Genomic DNA, 18,302 nt, shown 5'->3' on the forward strand with positions numbered 1-18,302 from the left:
AATCGCCACACTATTTACCACCACCTTTAGTAGTTGTAATCATGGCAAGAAAACATATCTATATCGCCTATACAGGCGGCACTATCGGCATGAAGAAATCCTCTCACGGATATGTTCCTGTAGCTGGATTCATGGAAAAGCAGTTGGCGAATATGCCAGAGTTCCATCGTGACGAAATGCCTGAGTTTACGGTTCATGAGTACGAGCCTTTGATTGATTCTTCAGATATGACACCAGAAGACTGGCAAAAAATCGCTGATGATATCAACGACAACTACGACAAATACGATGGTTTCGTTATTCTGCATGGCACTGACACAATGGCGTATACCGCTTCTGCTCTGTCATTCATGTTAGAAAACTTGGGTAAGCCCGTTATTGTGACAGGCTCACAAATCCCACTTGCAGAACTACGTTCAGATGGTCAGGCCAACTTGCTGAATGCACTGCACATCGCTGCAAACTATCCGATCAATGAAGTTACACTGTTCTTCAACAATCACTTGATGCGCGGTAACCGCAGTACTAAATCTCATGCAGATGGTTTTAATGCGTTTACTTCACCCAACATTCCGCCACTGCTTGAAGCGGGTATCAATATTCACGTCAGCAACGGTGTGCAAATTGGACAGGTACCTGAAGGCAAGTTCCGTGTTCACCACATTACACCGCAACCTATTGGTGTGATCACCATGTATCCGGGCATCTCCCACGAGGTGATTCGCAATACCCTATTGCAACCAGTCAATGCCATGATTCTGCTGACTTTCGGCGTAGGTAACGCCCCTCAAAACCCAGAATTACTTGCACAACTGCAAGCTGCATCTGAACGCGGTGTGATTGTGATGAACTTAACCCAATGTTTGGCTGGTAAAGTGAACATGGGCGGCTACGCGACAGGTTGTGCGCTTGCCGATGCAGGTGTGATCAGTGGCTACGATATGACGCCAGAAGCGGCGTTAGCAAAACTTCACTACTTGTTGAGCCAAGACCTCTCTTACGAAGAAGTGAAGCAAAAAATGCAGCAAGTACTGCGTGGCGAAATGTCTCTATAGACTCGATCTGGCTACGCTTAACAAAGTGCCCTATAAGTAAGAAAACCCCGCACTCACATGCGGGGTTTTCTTTTTCCTGCCATAACCACTACTCGTGATTAGGATTGATACGTACGATATCTTCTTGATTATCTTGAAAACGTTTTTTTAATTCTGCTTTCGATTTAAAGATCATCTCACCACCAACGCCAATGCTCATATGGTCAGCGTTGTCATTGTGCTTTGATTGGTACAACATCACAGCTTGCATACAAGAATCTCGCTGCTCTGGAGAAAGTGAAGTACCTTCAGGCCACTTACCGGTTTCAACAGCAAACAATAAACGCTCATAGGCTTCCGGTGTAATAGCTGCAACAAGTTGATTTGCGTCCATGGTGTATTCCTAATTTAACGATTTGCGCCAAAATAACTTGTTGGCATATTGAGTCAAGGCAAGCTAAATAAATAAGTGTATCGGATCACAAGCTAAACATTTTTCTAACATAATATGGCATAGCTTCTGCATCTACTCAGTTCAATCCGTTACAAAAAGAATTTTTTAGAAATAAGGTCAACAGGCCAAACTATGAACATAACAAAAACCATCTTAGTCCTATCACTGCCTTTGGCTTTATCAGGGTGTTTTGAAAATAAAAAGAACACAGATAAACTTTGCGCAGACAATCCATCACTGCAGTGTGAAAGACTCAATATTAATGACGGACAATGTCGCATTCCCAGAACTGACCTAATCTGGCATCGCTTCGAAGTACTTAAAAACCCAACACCAGTGAACAAAATTGAAGAGTACAATCTAACCAGCGCTTACCGAAAGTGCTTAGAACTCGCATCTCAGATTCAAACGATAGACCAAGCAGAACTCAAGCAGAAGCGCGTTACTGCCTTGGTTAATGCTGGTGACGATTTAAAACGTATCGCAACTGAACTTCGCCATGATCGTACGCCAGAATCTTTGTATTTTTTATGGAGCCAAGAAGGTGACCATAAAGCTCGCCGAGAATTTTTGCAGTTGGAAGGCAAACCAGAACTTGAAACGGCTGAACTGCAGTACGCTTTAGCCACCTTTTATACATCGCGAAACCGCGAAAAAACCATCGTCTTACTTAATCATGCTTTAGAGTTAAGTAAACCGGATAATATCAACACCGAGATTTTTAAATCACTCGCGAGCAATTACCATGCAGCAGGCGATAAAGAACATGCCTATGTCTGGGCTATGGTCGGTAAAGAATACAAGGTACCTATCGCAAGTGATTCTGAACTCGCTTTGATGTATGGCTTTAATGAAGAGAAATTTGAGAAGCTTAACGATATTGCAGAAGCAGTGATTAAGTCGATCAAAGAGAGACAATACCGGAAAAGCATCGTCCCTAACTCTTTGAAATAATGTTGCTATCAAACAAAAGTTGGTGCTCTATCACCAACTTTTTCACTTTTTGTTGAAAATTAACGACACCGAGTTAACACAAAAGCGTTCACCTGTAGTCTGCGGACCATCAGGAAATACGTGCCCTAAATGGCTATCGCAAGCGGCACAACGAATCTCTGTTCTTACCATTCCGTGACTCAGATCTTCTAAATAACGAATGGCCTGATCATTAATCGGCGCATCAAAACTCGGCCACCCACAACCGGAGTCGTATTTGTTTTCAGAACTAAACAAAAGCGCATTGCAGCAAGTGCAATGGTAATCACCCGTTAGCTTGTTATGCAGCAACTTGCCAGAGAAAGGCGCTTCCGTTCCTTTCTGGCGACACACGTAATATTCCTCTTCCGATAACTGGTCTTTCCAGTATTCATCAGGCTTTTCTAGATTTTGGGCTTTATCAACCACGCTTTAACTTCTCCATTTTTCTAATAATTATTTTTGACTTTTTTCGCTAAAAACTTGCGTACCTATGATTTTGTAGCACATACTTTTTCACCATGGTATTGCGGGTTATTTGAGCATTGATAACCTCGAATCTTGATTATTTTACGTCAATTGGTAGTGATGAAAAGCAGTAGCACGTCTAAAAACTAATCAGTTGTAAGTGATTGTGAAAAAAAGCGACAGTTTTTTTTGACTTTAAACAAGTTAAGTCGGATTATCTGTTGCAGATGTTTACTGGATTTTGTAATTTTACTACCAGTTATCTTTAATCAGAAATTAAGTTGTGGAGCAACTATAATGACTATCAAAGTAGGTATTAACGGTTTTGGCCGTATTGGCCGTTTCGTATTCCGTGCAGCACAAGAACGTAATGACATCGAAGTTGTTGGTATCAACGACTTAATCGACGTAGATTACATGGCTTACATGCTTAAGTATGACTCAACTCACGGCCGTTTCAACGGTACTGTTGAAGTTGAAGGCGGTAACCTAGTAGTAAACGGTAAGACTGTACGTGTTACTGCAGAGCGCAACCCAGAAGAACTAAAATGGGATGCAATCGGTGTTGACGTAGTTGCTGAAGCAACTGGTCTATTCCTAACAGACGAGACTGCTCGTAAGCACATCACTGCAGGTGCTAAGAAAGTTGTTCTTACTGGTCCTTCTAAAGACGCAACTCCAATGTTCGTTAACGGCGTAAACTTCGACACTTACGCTGGTCAAGACATCGTTTCTAACGCTTCTTGTACTACTAACTGTCTAGCGCCAATCGCTAAAGTTCTTAACGACAAGTTCGGTATCGTTTCTGGTCTTATGACTACAGTTCACGCTACTACAGCAACTCAAAAAACTGTTGACGGTCCTTCTGCTAAAGACTGGCGCGGTGGTCGTGGTGCTTCTCAAAACATCATCCCATCTTCAACTGGTGCTGCTAAAGCTGTAGGCGTTGTACTTCCAGAAGTAAACGGCAAACTAACTGGTATGGCTTTCCGCGTACCAACTGCTAACGTTTCTGTAGTTGACCTAACAGTTAACCTAGAAAAAGGCGCTTCTTACGCTGACATCTGTAAAGCAATGAAAGAAGCTTCTGAAGGCGAACTAAAAGGCGTTCTAGGCTACACTGAAGATGCAGTAGTATCTCAAGACTTCATCGGTGAAACTTGCACATCTGTATTCGATGCAGCTGCTGGTATCGCTCTAACTGATAACTTCGTTAAAGTTGTATCTTGGTACGACAACGAAATCGGTTACTCAAACAAAGTTCTAGACCTAATCGCTCACATCTCTAAGTAATGTAAGCATTAGCGAAGAAATTCGTTGAGAATATGAAAAGGCGGCCAATGTGTCGCCTTTTTTGTTTCTACGGTTTTGATTTTCCTAATAACAATCAGTCTAAGCAAAAAGCTGAATGAGGAATGAAATTTATGGATCTACTTTCTCTCCCTACCCTTACATACCTTTCTGACAGCGTGACTATCGTTGAAAAAGATGAGGTTAAAATTGTTCGTGTCATCCACGACAAGGCTACAGCCGCTATCGCGCTACATGGAGCTCATGTTCTTTCTTATGTTCCTGCGGGAAAAGAAGAGCTGATTTGGATGAGCAGCAACACCCCTTTTGACGGTAAAGCAGCACTACGTGGTGGTATTCCTGTTTGTTGGCCTTGGTTTGGCAAAATTGCAGAACCTGGACATGGTTTTGCACGTATCAGCCAATGGAAATTGGCACAACACAGAGAAAATGAACAAGGCGTTGTGGTTGTCCTAGAACTTGAAGAGTCAGAAGAAACGCTGGCAATTTGGCCATACAAGTTTAAGACCCGCTTGTTCGTCGAAATTGGCGATGAATTGAAAGTGACATTGGAAGTAAACAACACGGATGAAAAAGCGTGGACCTTCTCAAGTGCACTTCATACTTACCTGAATGTTGGCGATGTGACACAAATTACCACGACAGGTATGGGCGCTGAATACATCGACAAACTGCAAGATTCTAAAATTTGCCAAGGTGAAGAGACACTGGTACTCACTGATACGATCGATCGTGTCTACACTATGCCGGAATCAAAAATCACAGTGACAGACCCAGTGCTAAAACGAGCGCTATTGGTTGAAAACAGTGGTCACAATTGCGCAGTGCTGTGGAACCCTTGGTCTCAAGGCTCAAAAGCGATGGCAGACATGCCTGATGACGGCTACAAAACTATGTTCTGTGTCGAATCAACCATCCATGCACCATGCCTTTCAGCAGGTCAAACGTTGCAACCGGGTGAACAGTACCTATTAGCAACAACCATTTCGGCAAACTAACCATCTCGTCTTAGTGCGGCTCGAACTCTAAAAGAAAAAATCCGATAAACACTGTTTATCGGATTTTTGTTTATGTATTTAAGTAAAGCGTCTAAACAAGGTTAAACTTTGAAGCGACGAATCTCTGATTCAAGCTCATTAGAAAGCGAAGAGAGTCTCGCAGCTTGCTCTGCTGCATCTTTCGCTTCCATCGAGAACTCGTTAGATACATCACGAATACCTTGTGTATTACGAGTAATCTCCGACGTCACAGATGCCTGCTCTTCCGCCGCAGTTGCAATGTGCGTTGCCATATCACTAATCGCAGACACAACCGTTCTGATTTGCTCTAACGACTGAGAAGCATTGATTGCATCACTCACGCTGGTTGTAGCCAATGTGCGGCTGTCATTCATGATAGATACCGCTTTGCCTGTTGTACTTTGCAGCGTATCGATCATCTGCTGAATTTCTTTTGTCGATGCGTAAGTACGTTGGCTCAACACTCGAACTTCATCAGCAACAACCGCAAATCCGCGCCCCTGCTCACCCGCTCGTGCAGCTTCAATCGCAGCATTAAGTGCTAGCAAGTTTGTTTGCTCTGCAATACCCTGAATCGTCGATAGGATATTGCTGATTTGGTTGCTGTGACCTTCAAGCTCAGTAATAACGCCTGTTGCCACTTCTACTTCAGTCGCTAGATTTTCAATAGAAACCTGTGTTTGAGAAACCTGACGAGCTCCCGCATCACAGGCAACAACGGCATCATTCGAATTGCCAGCCGTCTGTTCTGCGTTACCCGCGATCTCATGGGTTGCAGCTGACATTTCATTGATCGCAGTCGCAACCATGTTGATTTCATCTTGCTGCTGCTGAATACGCATATTGTTTTGTTCTGATTGCTTCGCCGCATGCGCTGATTGTTGTAAAAGTTCAGCAGAAACATTGCCTAAGTTCGCCACCATTTGCTGCATATTGCCAACAAACTGGTTAAAGCTTTGCGCCAACTTACCAACCTCATCTTCAGAATGAATGGTCAGACGTTGTGTCAAATCCGCATCACCCGAAGCGATTTCTTCCAAAGCTTTGCTTACACGAGACAAATCTCTAATCAGGAAGTTAACTAACCACGACACGGCGATTAAAACTAAAAGCGTAACCACAACCGCCGTTGAAATTAACCCCCAAAGCAATGAATCCGTTGATGCAAGCTCTGTATTTTTATCCAACTCGACAGCAAAGATCCATTGAGTTCCCGGTACAGCCTTGAAGTAATACCACTTTTGTACGCCATTCAGCGTGACAGGAATAAAAGTATTGTCTTTCGCTGCTTTGGTAATCGCGTCGATAGTTAACGCTTTTGACACTGCAGAAACAGGTTTTAGCGTGAATTCTTTATTTGGATGCGCCAACCAATTCCCATCTTGAGTATCGATAAGCATAGTTCTGGCATTCTCACCCGCATCGGATGAAAGCACATCAGAGACTAGCTGCTCAATCAGCACATCAGCGCCAACAACACCAGAAAAACGACCATTGATAGTCACTGGCTCAGCGATAGTGATAAGCAACGCATTAGTTACTGCGTCTTGATAAGCCGTGGTTACAATCATTTTGCCCGCTGCCGCTGCATCAATATACCAAGGACGTTTACGAGGATCGTAACCTTCTTGATATCTCTCAGGATACGAACGGTTCATCACACCTTCGGTGGTGCCGTAATACAGCTCGTCAAAACCACCCGAAACTCGGCCTAGTTGTAAAAAAGGCGTTGGGTCAGCAACGTTTGCATAAGCTTTAAATGTTGAGGTGATTGATTTCCGGTCACCAACCCAATCCGAGATACCTTTAGTGGTAGCCGTCGTTAGAGATTCAACACGCTCTAACATTGCTTTTTGCGTCTGATCATAGATGCGGTCTATAGACAACCACGTTAATGCACCAGCCATAACAACAACTGCGGTTAGGCTAGCTCCAATTAACTTTTGCTTTAGCGAAAATGACATTATTAAACAGCTCTCAATATTGTTGTTTTTACAGGCGAGATACTAACCTCATTACCATAGGCTATCCACTAAAAAGATATAAAACTTTCAAGACATAAATCTTTGTTATACAAGGGCTAATGTCAATAAATTGGCAAAAAAACAAATTCTTGTCACCTCGATAGTATAAACGCAATAAAAGTAAGACTTTACTTCCAAAAGTTATGCAAACTCCTGTCTGTTAACTTACTTTTTATTTGGCTGAGTAACCGCTACACTTACGCTTCCATTTATTACCTTGAGAACACCATGGCTTACCAGTGTCCGCTTTGCCAGCATCCCCTCACTCTTCATCAACGCACGTATTCTTGTGCGAACAACCATCAATTTGATTTAGCAAAAGAAGGCTACGTCAATTTGATGCCTGCTCACCATAAGCGATCGAAAGATCCCGGTGACAACAAAGAGATGATGCAAGCAAGACGTCGTTTTCTCGATGGTGGTCATTACAACCCAATGCGTGAGAAAGTCGCTGAGTTGTGCCAACGTTTCTTGGTAAACACAGACCACCAACTGTTAGATATTGGTTGCGGTGAAGGTTACTACACAACCTATATTGCAGATTGCCTAAAACAGCAAAACCCGCAAGCAAACACCTTTGGACTGGACATTTCCAAAGTCGCTATTCGATATGCGGCAAAACGCTATTCAAACTGTGATTTTACGGTTGCCTCAAGCCATCGTTTACCTTTTGCCGATGAAGCGCTCGACGGAATTTTACGTATCTATGCGCCTTGTAAGGCAGATGAACTGAATCGTTGTATCAAATCTGGCGGTGTTGTCATTACAGTCACCCCAGCAGCAAGGCATTTATACGAGTTTAAACAAGGTATCTATCAAGACGTACGCTTGCATGAAGAGCAACCTGAAGTCATTGAAAACTTCACCTTAGAACACGAAGAGAAAGTGAACTACTTGATGACACTAAGCGGAGATGATGCATTTGATTTACTTCAGATGACTCCGTTTGCTTGGCGCGCAAGTGAAGCTTACAAAGCTGAACTAAAAAACTCAGCCAGCGTGCAATGCGAAGCAGACTTTATGATTCGAGTGTATAGAAAAGCCTAATTGCCCCTATCTGCGGAATAGCACAAGTGAATTGAAGTTACAGCGACAATAAAAATGGCTGTAACTTCAATAGCAAACAATACATCTCTTCCCCCAGCCACCCCCATAAATTCCTTGCGTAACACCATACCAAAACAGCATAAAAAACAGGCATGCTAATTGCTTTGTAGGAAACAAGGAAAATAAGTTAAAAAAATCACACAAGTTTGACATAAGCCTGTCGATATATTAATTGAGGATGGATTTAGGAGAGCAGCATGAACCCAGTAGGCGCAGGATCAGTATCCAATCTGAATGCCCCCCAAGCGGTAAAAAATCAAGCTTCAGCGAATACAGAGTCGGCTTCGCCAGCACCTCTGAAAGTCGAACAAAACAAAGTAACGCTTTCTGATGAAGGAAAGGCGTTGCTTGCCGCATTACAAGACATCGATCAAAACGGCAAAATGCCTGAAGGTGATAAAACCATGAGTGATAAGGTGGAAGCCTTTACCTATGGCGCTTTAGGTATGGAACATCCAGACAAAGTAAAAGAGAAAGATGATTCGTTCTTCTCTGCGGGGCAATATCTTTCCGCAGCGGCAACCGTTGGTAGCCTATTGCTCTTATTAGCCTAACCCCACTCTCCCAATTCTTCTCAGGCTTTAAAAAATCCCACAATGTTTAAGTGCACTGTGGGATTTTTGATATGTGAGATTTCGTTTCGATTAGGGTGGTTCAAATGTGCAAAAATTAATTGTTGTTTTTATGAATCATGATAGAAGCCAGCAATATCAATGGATTCCAGACTTTCTCAACAAGTAGTCCTTTCTTTGGTCAAAACCAGAGCAAATATTCCCACAATTCTCTCCTCTCCCATCAACGAAATCGAACCAAATCTAGACGTTTGATGCACGTCAGCGCTCTGCTATACAGGAAGTGCATAATCATACAAACATAAACCCTTGCAACAAACTTTTGGACAAAAATCATTTAGCGCGATGAACTCCCCCCATCGCCTGAGCAACTTTCACAGCCAATATTTTAGCTGACCTCGAGTGTGGTAAAGCCCACAGTAAAGCTCTCGCTTTCGCGCAAGATATAAACCTGTCTTCACTCATTACAAAGTGGCATTCATTTTCTCTAACATCCTTTACCTGCATATCTATCACCCACTTTCCCTTAGGAAGTTATTCAGGCTTACGCCGTTCCGTATGTCACTTAATTCCAGATTAGATACCCACTCTAGTGCGGAGAGTACAACTATCAAAAAAGGGCTCTGACCAACACCTTTCCGACTCTCATTACTATTCTGGCCATACGTATTAACCAGCTCTTCGGCTTTATTCAGAATCCGAGGGGCATCTGGTGATACAGAGGGTTCACTCTTGTCGTGGTGAGCTACGCTTCTTACGACTTCAGGTCGCACGGGCAGAGATAAGTTACGTGATCTCGCTTCGGGCAACTTTTTGCTCAATTGAGCAAGAAGTTGCCCCGTTTGAGCAACTTCTTGCTCACTGAAACATTACATAATTATAAACCATTGAATTTTAATGATATTTGCACTGGTGCAATTATTGCTTCAGGTAGACCTCGATGGTTCGTTGTTTACTAGAAAGGAATGCAATGCCAACACCATGTTGTATATCCATTAATGGGAAAGCTCAGGGCCTTATTATTACGGGGGGTGTACAACGTATTCTATTGTTGATTCTTACGTTGGGGTCACGAAGGTAGAATGCGGGTTCAACCGTTTAATTACACCGTGACGGTTCCTACTGATCCACAATCAGCCAACCGTCCGTCACTTAATCCCGCACTCCAACTTAAATGATGGAACCTTAACCCAATCAGGTTATTTTAGCCTGATTGGGTTAAGGCACTCAGTGGTATGAAGGAAAACGCATGGCAACGCTGCATTACACGCTCACCGTTGATGGATTAGACGATAACAGTCTCGTGGTTCGGGGCTTTGAAGGGCAAGAAACACTGTCGGATGGTCTATCTCTGGACTACTACGGCTTTCGATACGAGATAACGCTGGCAAGCCGCCGCCCCGATTTATCCCCTGAGCAAATGGTGGATATGCAGGCAGAGCTCAAACTCTATCGCAATGGTGAGTTGAAACAGCGAGTACACGGAATTATTCGCCAGTTTACCCAAGGCGACATTGGGCATCATCACACCTTCTACTCTCTCACGTTGGTGCCCGCGTTAGAGCGCTTATCCCTTCGTCATAACAGCCGCATATTCCAGCAGAAAAACGTTAAAGACATCATTACGATTCTCCTCTCGGAAATGGGTGTTCAGGAGTATGCGTTCTCGCTAACCAGATCGCTCCCTGTGCGTGAGTTTTGCGTGCAGTACCGTGAAACGGATTTGGCCTTTGTGCAACGGCTAGCCGCAGAGGAAGGCTTGGTGTACAGCTTTGAACACAACCAAGGTAAACACACCATACTCTTTAGTGACAGTTCTGAGTCATTACCCAAACTGGAGGCGCCCATTCCTTATCACAACACTGCCGGTGGTGTGGTGGATGAGGCGTACATTTCTGGGCTGCAAAGACGCACCCAATCGGAAACCTCCGAAGTCTCTCTCCAAGACTACAATTTTAAAAAGCCCGATTACAGCTTATCCCAAACCCAGCACGGTACGGAGATGGCATATCAACGAGAAGGCTATCAGTACTTTGATGCACCAGGGCGCTACAAAGACGATACAAGTGGAAAAGCTTTCAGTCAGGTCCGTCTCGATTACTTGCGCCGAGAAGCTCATATCGCCACGGGACAAAGTAATCATATGCAGATTCGCGCAGGGGTACGATTTGAGCTTCAAGACCATTTATCCCAAGAGATGAACCAAGATTGGGTGGCCGTTTCTGTCCGTTGCAAAGGTACTCAAGACCAAGCGCTTGAAGAATCAGGAGGCGAAGGTGCCACCACGTATGAGAATTCGTTCACGTTGATTCCGGCGACGATGACGTGGCGAGCTACCCCGCAACCGAAACCACAAGTCGACGGGCCAATGATAGCCCTTGTGGTGGGACCAAAAGGGGAAGAAATCTACTGTGACAAACATGGACGCGTGAAGATTCATTTTCCATGGGATAGGTATTCCTCTGGAGATGAACATAGCTCCTGTTGGGTACGGGTCTCACAAGGCTGGGCGGGGGCACAATATGGCATGATGGCTATCCCTCGCATTGGACATGAAGTGATTGTGGACTTTCTCAATGGTGACCCAGACCAACCGATTATCATCGGACGTACTTATCATGCGACCAATACCCCACCGTATGTGCTCCCTGAGCATAAGACCAAAACCGTCTTGCGCAGTGAAACACACCAAGGGCAAGGCTTTAACGAGTTGAGCTTTGAAGACCAAGCTGAATCAGAGAAAGTGTACCTGCATGCACAAAAAGATTTTGAAGCGGATATTTTGAATGACCACACCACGCATATTAAACACGATAAACACCTCACAGTAGAAAATGACCACTTTACCCACATCAAGAATAATCATCACCTGACGGTCGAAGGTGAAAGCCGTAATAAAATCACCAAAGACCAGACTCTGATGGTGGATGGTAGTGTCCATATAAAAACAGACAAACTTTGGGCGTATGAGGCTGGTGGTGAAGTTCACCTAAAAGCCGGACAAAAGGTCGTGATTGAAGCTGGTTCTGAGCTGACCATTAAAGCCGGTGGCAGCTTCGTAAAAGTGGATGCCTCTGGTGTCAGTTTGGTTGGCCCCGCTATTAATCTTAATTCCGGAGGTAGTGCGGGCAACGGCAGTGGTTTTGGTGGCCAAGCTGCAGTATTGCCCAATGGCGTCGAAGCGGTTGAGACACCGAATGCTGAAATTGTTCGCCCTCCTATGTCGCCACTGCTAAGAAGCAGACAGATTGAAGCGCTCAAAGGTAACGAGCCGATTTGTGAGGTTTGTGAAGAGCAATGAGCGAAAGTCTGATCTCAACGGTGCCTGTTATGTCTATCAGTGAAAAGGAAACACTTTATCTTTTAATTGATGGTTCCCAGATTGAAGAACTGGCTAAGAAGTTATACGGCATTACTGGTGAACTAAATCTAGAAGCGATCTATCTGTTTGAGCCCTATCTCGAGTTACAGTCTGTTTCTCCTTACTTAATTCAGGTAACAGATTCTGTAAAGCAGTGGTTTCTAAATCTTAATCAACCCACGCTGGGATTCTTCTTTTCCTCTCCTTTGGTTCTTCGACGAGTAGCAGAAAAGTTAAGAACCTTAATTAAAGCAGAGTCTCCTTATGGGTCGTCGGTATTCGTAAAATTCGCCAATAGTGAGTGTGCTCATGTACTGCTCACTACTCACTCTCCTCATCTATGGCAAGCGATGAATAAAGTGTGGCTACCAACCAGATATGGCTGGCAGCACTTAACTAAACCCGAGTCATTACCTCAAGTTAGCAGGGAACAACATAAGTTCAATGACGAGCAATGGAAGTTGATGGGAAAAATTACCTGGCGTAACAGCTTGGATAAAATTGAAACACACATGCTTCAGTGGTTTCCAGAACGTTACCAACAATACTTTTCACAGCCTCAATCTCTTGAAGAACAAGCTCAAGGCGCTTACCAATTGGGTTTTGGTAGTGAACGCGACCTATTGCTGTTTTTTAACGTGATCGGTTTTCTTGGGCTTGAAGCTATTGCGTCAAATAAAGCATACCCAGAAATCTATCAACTTATTCACCAAAGCTCTCAGCAAACGCCATCTCAACGTATTGAACAAGCGGCTGAATTTGCCTTTCAGTACTCACAACCTCAGGAGAAATAGTAATGAGCAATGCCAATGAGAGTGCAAACACAGCTTCGACAAAGGATTCTCAAAGCCCTGTAGGAACCTGTCCGTTGAAAAAGAATAAACTGCAGCTTATTCCTGTGAGATATGGGCTAGTAGAGTCTAAGCCAGCCCATCCTGCTGTATCCAGTAAATTAGAATCAAAAGTGTCATTCAGACCTGTTGGTGTCAGACCAGTAGAAAGTGGATACCTATACGTCATACATAGTCAGCGCAACGATATTATTTACGTCTATGAGATCTCGGGTAAAGGGGAATTAAAGAAGCTTGATCAGCAGTATCTCGAAGGAGATTCTAGCGGTCAGGAGTACGTATATGTTGAATCAAAAACAGGGCTAATTGTTGAAAGAAGTGGAAACATCGAAGTCTTATTTAGTCCAACTAAAATTTCGCCAAAACTTCAATCGCATCTGCTGAGGTCAGAGCCGTTACGTTCAAAGATGATGCAAAGTTGTAACCTTGGAGAATTCGATTGTTTAAGCGGTAGCAAACATTTATTACCGACCAGTGCGTTAGAACAAAATTTAGCGGATTGTGAACCGCGTAAAAGTGATTATGAGGAACCGTTTCAGTGGTGTTGGCTTGAGGAAAAGCCGGAAACTTACCAAGCAGATGCCCTGCTAAGTCATGTGAAACCTGAATATAAACAAGACTCAGCAGTATTGGTTCTGGAAGACCCTATGGGAATTATGACGGAGCTGGCGAGTTGTGATATCAGCATCAACAACATGGAAGTGGATTGGTTTGAGCAAGATAATAACAGGGCTAAATATTTTGCCGCATCTCAAATCAAGTTGCTTATTGAAATAGGAGAGCAGCAATTTAATGCAAATACTAATAATGGAAAGCTTACACAATACATCTCAGTACATGAGCAAGATCTAAAAGAGCGATTTATTGCTTATCAACAAGCCAAGAAGTTGTATTGGAATTTGGTTGCTGACAAAACAAGTGCCCCTCATTCTCGCTATTCTTTGTCTGTGGATAGTATTCAGTCATCTCCAGAATTTGAAAATTATCAGCAACAACGTCTGTTAAACAATCAAATGGCTCAAGACATTGGCATTACTCAGACCGAGCTAGAATCCTTTTTCCATCAGGTTAAGAAAGATAACGATAAGCTCGTTGAAGGTGAATTTGGCGGTTGGCTAGGTGACAGAGGGATCCTCGCTCGTATCGAATACGATGAGATGGAAAACTGGTATCGTGATGCTCAAAGCAACATTAACCAATGGCGTCAGCTGACAGATATGATCGAGAATGACCGAGTATCGGTTCTGCCTTTTGCTTATGATGTCATCCCTGTTTTTGACAAAGAAAATAAAGATGCTTTTGTTGCCCGTTTACTCAGTGAAAATCATTGGCTGGAAAACTTAGCAGAAGATGAAGAAAATAAGAAAATAGTGCGAGACTTTTTCTATGCCTCCGTGGGTGAACAAAACTTGCACACTTATGTGAGTAATAATGAACATATCGGTACCGTAGAAGCGAAGTATAACGACTGGAAAGAGTGGGCAAAATATATCCCTCCGATTAAAGGCGTTAAAGACGGTGTCGATGGGACCTTAGATGGCTTGTCGGGGCTGCGTGAATTCCAGGATCTGCTTCAAGGGCAACATTTGATAGAGTTCGATGATGTTCCAGATGAAGTAAAAACGCAGCTCAATCGCTTTGGGTCGAAATTATCAAGTTTCGCACTGGATGAGCTAAACGAATTAGTAAACAACTTAAATACTGCCCAAGGGAGAGCTAACTCTCTCATTTATCAGGCTAGGCCGGGAATTATCGCCACACTGCTGGTGCACAAAAAGAACGCCAATGTGATTTTTGACGTTGGTGGCAATGCGGGTATTGAGCACTTTAATCAGCATTTTTCGAAACTGGAGAGTATTCGAGCGCAAGCCGAAGAACTGTTAACCAAACGCAACAATGTTGAAACGCAGTCCAAAGGTTTTACCAAAGCGCAGAAAGATGCTTTTCGAGCTGATTACACACGTCAAATAAAACTATTAACGGAAGAGTCGCAGCAAACCTTAATGGCGTTAGCGGCCAGTTCAGAGCCAGTAGCCAGAACGGGGCAAGCCCACTTACCTTCTCATATCACAGTTAAGGCTTCAGGAGCTACTGCCAATGACATCAACGAACTGTTGCTGTTAAGACGAAAAGTGCTAACCAATGAATTGTTGTATGGTGTTTCTGAGGGTAAAGGCATAAAAGGAGCTATAGGTAGCGGCAGTGTCTCACTGGTGATTTTTGCGATTAATGCCTGGAACTGGGGTAATACTCAGCAGGAGTTTGCGCAAAAATCAGCTTTAACTCGTGCAAAATTCGCAGACTATTTTGCATCCTTTACAAGCTTTTTGGCGGCAGGAACATCAGTTGCAGTTGAAGTGTTAAAAATAAAAGCCAGGCTGGACTGGATTAAGCTGGCGACAGAGGCCAATGAATTTGCCATCGGTAAGGTCGTCACGATTGGAACAGCTTCTGTGTCTTGGTTGACCGCTGGCTCTAGTTTGTTAGATATCTATAAACAATCACAAAAAATTAGCCAGAGTTGGCGCCAAGGTGATATTGCGCCGCTATTAGCGGCATCTATGGCGATGACTGGCGATGCGCTACAAGCTTGGCATGCTGGCAAAGTAGCGTTTAAAGGTGCAGGATTGGCGATGTCTGCTGCGCAAGGGCAAATTACTTGGACAGTAGCAGCAGAACAAACTTTTGGGGTGGTAGCCCGGGCAAACCCTTGGATGTTAACCGCCTCTGCACTCATTCTGCTGGGTGAAGTAGGGTATAACTTTTTACAGTCTACTCCATTGATGAACTGGATCAGTCAATCTTCGTGGGGGAAAAATGGTATTTGGTTTTGGCACAACAAGGAAGACTGGGACTATGATATGCAGTTTACCAAGTGGCTGGAGGCCACTCAAACACCCGTCGTTCGAGTGTGTACAGAGGCTTATAAACAGGAGTTTATGTCTGCCAGTGGCAACTGGGCCACACAGGTCACCAAACATCGTCTAAAGACATTACGTATAGTCGTGCCGATGGCGACACCGACTCAGGTTAGGTTAGCGGGTTATGGGGTCGTATTATCCAGTGAGGAGCCAATAAATCTTACCGCAGAGTTGATAAAGTACAGCCGCGTAATCTATGACGGTATTAATACCATTTATGAAATGGATTGGCCGCAGGATTTTCAACGCCAGAAAAATTTACGCTACTTAGATCTAATGGTGGAAGTGACCACCATTTATGGAACCATATTGTTTGTCGAACAACGGGGCGCACGGTTTACTTTGGATTTACACAACTTAGGTAGTCAGGACACCCAAGATTGGTATGATATTGAGTTATTGGAAGAAGGCGATATTCAAGCTGTTGAAAAAAAGCAGTTATCTTCTTCGCTAACGTCAATCGTTAACAAAACAGAGGCAGAGCATGAATAACTCTTTATTTCCATTTGTGGCCGGGCAGCGAACCGATAAATTATTCGGCTCTAGCCATGTGCTTAGCCCTCTGCCAGTAAAAACTCTGTTACCCAGAGCCAAACAGTGTGATCAGTTAATTAAAAAAACCGAACACTATATTGATTTGGGTGGCGCGGGTGGGATGATATTTCAAACCCAGTTAATGTGGATGTATTTTTTAATGGGTTTTTTTTCATTCGCTTGGTTCTATAGTAATTTTGGCGGCTTCTATGGCATTTACATAGGGTCATACAAAGAAGTATTGATTAATGGAGAGTGGCAACAGCAATTTGATACATTTGATTTTTTTGGTGCGCTTTTTGCGACATTTAGTCCTTTATGCCTATCGCTTGTCATTAACTATAAAGTCGTAACTTCTGCTCGAGCCATGCTCTCTCAAACGATACCCTGCCGTTTTCATCGCCAACGCCGTGAGGTGTTGTTTTCACGCTGGAATAAAGAGCTTAAAAAAATAGAAACCCGCGCTGTACCTTGGGAAAAGGTGTGCGTAATGGTAGGCCAAGGTGTATCCGCCACAACCGGTGGTGTCGTTTCCTCCGCTTCGCTGGTGATAGCGGTTAATGATGAAGAGAACTACGGCAATTTCTGGTCAGCATTGCGGATAGGCGCTATTGATAAATTTCATGCTGCCTCCATCTGGGAGATGATTCGTACCTTTATGGAACAAGGCGCTGACGCCATTGGTGAACCCGCCCCACTGACGTTAGAAGGTGTTATTGAACAGCACTGCCAGGCTCATAAGATTAAAAGGGAAGAGTTCAGCAATGCGACCAAATTCTGGTGGTATATCAACGGCACCATGCTGGGAATTTGGCGAGTGAACTATGAAATGCGCAAACTCAATCAACGCACCGAAGCCTTTACCGAGGTAGAAGAGTGGAGTAAACAGCTACCAGAAAGTGAATGGCAACAACCGAGTGTGCAGCTTAAGCATGTGAACGACATGCTGGCACGCAATGAATATGCTCAAGGGCATACTATTCTATCAATTGGTGACGCTTGTACTCGATACATGCAGAAAGAGGAAGTTAATATTGAATAGGCAAAGCCGTTTTTTTCCCTTAGTTATAAAAAATCGGTACGTCTTTTTACTATTTCAAATCAGCTTGAATGTGGTAGACGCACCTCCCTTCTAGCGTCGCTGTACCAAACTAAATATATGGCTCACTAAAAGCTATTCTCAACTTTTAAAGTTAACTAACTCTTTTTAGCCCATTCAGGTAAGTTTTGAATGTGATCTTCCCAATTCACAACATCGATTTCATATACGACTTTATTGCGGACACTTTCACCTGCGGCGTGCATTGCGGCTTTTGAGCCGGTGATGAGCGGGTGCCATTGTGGTAGCGGTTCACCTTGAGACAGTAATCGGTATGCGCAGGTATCTGGAAGCCAGTGGAACTCATCGATTTTGTCGCGCGTGAGTTTCAAGCACTCTTCACCTGATTCAAAACGGTTTGGGTAGTCTTTACAAGCACAGGTATTGCTATTTAGCCAGCTACAAGCAACGTTGGTGTAATACACCTCATCGCTGTCTTCATCCATCAGCTTATGCAAGCAACACTTACCGCAGCCATCACACAGTGACTCCCACTCTGCTTCTGTCATTTGCTCTAGTGTTTTGCTTTCCCAAAATGGTGTTGTCATTGCTGAATTCTTTCTGTCTGTAACCGG

At 43.7% G+C, this 18,302-nt stretch carries 14 protein-coding genes and 1 pseudogene; 11 read left to right on the forward strand and 4 right to left on the reverse strand.

Features of this window, described 5'->3' with window-relative positions:
• Positions 1–41: 41 nt before the first annotated feature.
• On the forward strand, positions 42–1,055 hold the full coding sequence (gene ansA, locus HUO09_RS12070; RefSeq protein WP_167410898.1) for an asparaginase: 1,014 nt from the start codon (positions 42–44) through the stop codon (positions 1,053–1,055).
• Positions 1,056–1,143: 88 nt separating this feature from the next.
• Here the strand turns inward: ansA and HUO09_RS12075 are convergent, their stop codons facing one another.
• Positions 1,144–1,428: a YeaC family protein gene (locus tag HUO09_RS12075; protein ID WP_167410899.1), complete on the reverse strand. Its 285-nt coding sequence runs from the start codon at positions 1,426–1,428 to the stop codon at positions 1,144–1,146.
• A 192-nt stretch (positions 1,429–1,620) separates the two neighbouring features.
• Between HUO09_RS12075 and HUO09_RS12080 the strand changes: the two genes are divergently transcribed.
• Entirely contained in the window at positions 1,621–2,442 is an 822-nt protein-coding gene (locus HUO09_RS12080; protein ID WP_188234116.1) for a DUF2989 domain-containing protein, read from the forward strand.
• A 42-nt stretch (positions 2,443–2,484) separates the two neighbouring features.
• Here HUO09_RS12080 and msrB read toward each other — a convergent pair whose 3' ends face one another.
• Positions 2,485–2,889 carry a peptide-methionine (R)-S-oxide reductase MsrB gene (msrB, locus tag HUO09_RS12085; protein ID WP_167410901.1) on the reverse strand — a complete coding sequence of 135 codons (405 nt, stop codon included), beginning with the start codon at positions 2,887–2,889 and terminating at the stop codon, positions 2,485–2,487.
• A gap of 336 nt (positions 2,890–3,225) precedes the next feature.
• On the opposite strand from msrB, the gene gap reads away from it, so the two are divergent.
• Positions 3,226–4,221, forward strand: coding sequence for a type I glyceraldehyde-3-phosphate dehydrogenase (gene gap, locus HUO09_RS12090; RefSeq protein WP_167410902.1), 996 nt, complete (start codon positions 3,226–3,228; stop codon positions 4,219–4,221).
• Between the two features lie 131 nt (positions 4,222–4,352).
• Entirely contained in the window at positions 4,353–5,237 is an 885-nt protein-coding gene (locus HUO09_RS12095) for a D-hexose-6-phosphate mutarotase (RefSeq protein ID WP_167410903.1), read from the forward strand.
• A 101-nt stretch (positions 5,238–5,338) separates the two neighbouring features.
• On the opposite strand, the gene HUO09_RS12100 is transcribed toward HUO09_RS12095, so the two are convergent.
• Positions 5,339–7,222: a methyl-accepting chemotaxis protein gene (locus HUO09_RS12100; protein WP_188234117.1), complete on the reverse strand. Its 1,884-nt coding sequence runs from the start codon at positions 7,220–7,222 to the stop codon at positions 5,339–5,341.
• 288 nt (positions 7,223–7,510) lie between these two features.
• On the opposite strand from HUO09_RS12100, the gene rlmA reads away from it, so the two are divergent.
• The 7 genes and pseudogenes from rlmA (at position 7,511) to HUO09_RS12130 (ending at position 17,670) form a co-directional block, all read left to right on the forward strand.
• Positions 7,511–8,329 (forward strand): 23S rRNA (guanine(745)-N(1))-methyltransferase, encoded by an 819-nt coding sequence (gene rlmA, locus HUO09_RS12105; RefSeq protein WP_188234118.1) that lies wholly within the window; start codon positions 7,511–7,513, stop codon positions 8,327–8,329.
• A 257-nt stretch (positions 8,330–8,586) separates the two neighbouring features.
• A complete protein-coding gene (locus HUO09_RS12110) occupies positions 8,587–8,943 on the forward strand; it encodes a hypothetical protein (RefSeq protein ID WP_167410906.1) in 357 nt (118 codons plus the stop codon).
• A gap of 988 nt (positions 8,944–9,931) precedes the next feature.
• A pseudogene (locus HUO09_RS22325) lies at positions 9,932–10,097 on the forward strand (type VI secretion system tube protein Hcp); the annotation flags it as partial.
• 113 nt (positions 10,098–10,210) lie between these two features.
• Positions 10,211–12,262 carry a type VI secretion system Vgr family protein gene (locus tag HUO09_RS12115; RefSeq protein ID WP_188234119.1) on the forward strand — a complete coding sequence of 684 codons (2,052 nt, stop codon included), beginning with the start codon at positions 10,211–10,213 and terminating at the stop codon, positions 12,260–12,262.
• Complete coding sequence (locus HUO09_RS12120) at positions 12,259–13,116, forward strand: DUF4123 domain-containing protein (RefSeq protein ID WP_188234120.1); 858 nt, start codon at positions 12,259–12,261, stop codon at positions 13,114–13,116. Before HUO09_RS12115 ends, HUO09_RS12120 begins: the two co-directional genes overlap by 4 nt.
• A gap of 2 nt (positions 13,117–13,118) precedes the next feature.
• Positions 13,119–16,586 (forward strand): toxin VasX, encoded by a 3,468-nt coding sequence (locus HUO09_RS12125; RefSeq protein WP_188234121.1) that lies wholly within the window; start codon positions 13,119–13,121, stop codon positions 16,584–16,586.
• Positions 16,579–17,670: a hypothetical protein gene (locus HUO09_RS12130; protein WP_188234122.1), complete on the forward strand. Its 1,092-nt coding sequence runs from the start codon at positions 16,579–16,581 to the stop codon at positions 17,668–17,670. Before HUO09_RS12125 ends, HUO09_RS12130 begins: the two co-directional genes overlap by 8 nt.
• Before the next feature lie 155 nt (positions 17,671–17,825).
• Here the strand turns inward: HUO09_RS12130 and HUO09_RS12135 are convergent, their stop codons facing one another.
• The gene (locus HUO09_RS12135; RefSeq protein WP_167410916.1) at positions 17,826–18,275 is read right to left on the reverse strand and encodes a YcgN family cysteine cluster protein; all 450 of its coding nucleotides are present in this window, start codon (positions 18,273–18,275) and stop codon (positions 17,826–17,828) included.
• Between the last annotated feature and the right edge of the window lie 27 nt (positions 18,276–18,302).

Origin of the sequence: Vibrio sp. Y2-5, assembly GCF_014596725.1 — a bacterium.
Taxonomy (GTDB): Bacteria; Pseudomonadota; Gammaproteobacteria; order Enterobacterales; family Vibrionaceae; genus Vibrio.

Bases quoted from the DNA above. Each gene is read 5' to 3' on its own strand.
- ansA (WP_167410898.1), top strand. From the start codon at position 42: ATGGCAAGAAAACATATCTATATCGCCTATACAGGCGGCACTATCGGC.
- HUO09_RS12075 (WP_167410899.1), bottom strand. From the start codon at position 1,428: ATGGACGCAAATCAACTTGTTGCAGCTATTACACCGGAAGCCTATGAG.
- HUO09_RS12080 (WP_188234116.1), top strand. From the start codon at position 1,621: ATGAACATAACAAAAACCATCTTAGTCCTATCACTGCCTTTGGCTTTA.
- gap (WP_167410902.1), top strand. From the start codon at position 3,226: ATGACTATCAAAGTAGGTATTAACGGTTTTGGCCGTATTGGCCGTTTC.
- HUO09_RS12095 (WP_167410903.1), top strand. From the start codon at position 4,353: ATGGATCTACTTTCTCTCCCTACCCTTACATACCTTTCTGACAGCGTG.
- HUO09_RS12100 (WP_188234117.1), bottom strand. From the start codon at position 7,222: ATGTCATTTTCGCTAAAGCAAAAGTTAATTGGAGCTAGCCTAACCGCA.
- rlmA (WP_188234118.1), top strand. From the start codon at position 7,511: ATGGCTTACCAGTGTCCGCTTTGCCAGCATCCCCTCACTCTTCATCAA.
- HUO09_RS12110 (WP_167410906.1), top strand. From the start codon at position 8,587: ATGAACCCAGTAGGCGCAGGATCAGTATCCAATCTGAATGCCCCCCAA.
- HUO09_RS12115 (WP_188234119.1), top strand. From the start codon at position 10,211: ATGGCAACGCTGCATTACACGCTCACCGTTGATGGATTAGACGATAAC.
- HUO09_RS12120 (WP_188234120.1), top strand. From the start codon at position 12,259: ATGAGCGAAAGTCTGATCTCAACGGTGCCTGTTATGTCTATCAGTGAA.
- HUO09_RS12125 (WP_188234121.1), top strand. From the start codon at position 13,119: ATGAGCAATGCCAATGAGAGTGCAAACACAGCTTCGACAAAGGATTCT.
- HUO09_RS12130 (WP_188234122.1), top strand. From the start codon at position 16,579: ATGAATAACTCTTTATTTCCATTTGTGGCCGGGCAGCGAACCGATAAA.
- HUO09_RS12135 (WP_167410916.1), bottom strand. From the start codon at position 18,275: ATGACAACACCATTTTGGGAAAGCAAAACACTAGAGCAAATGACAGAA.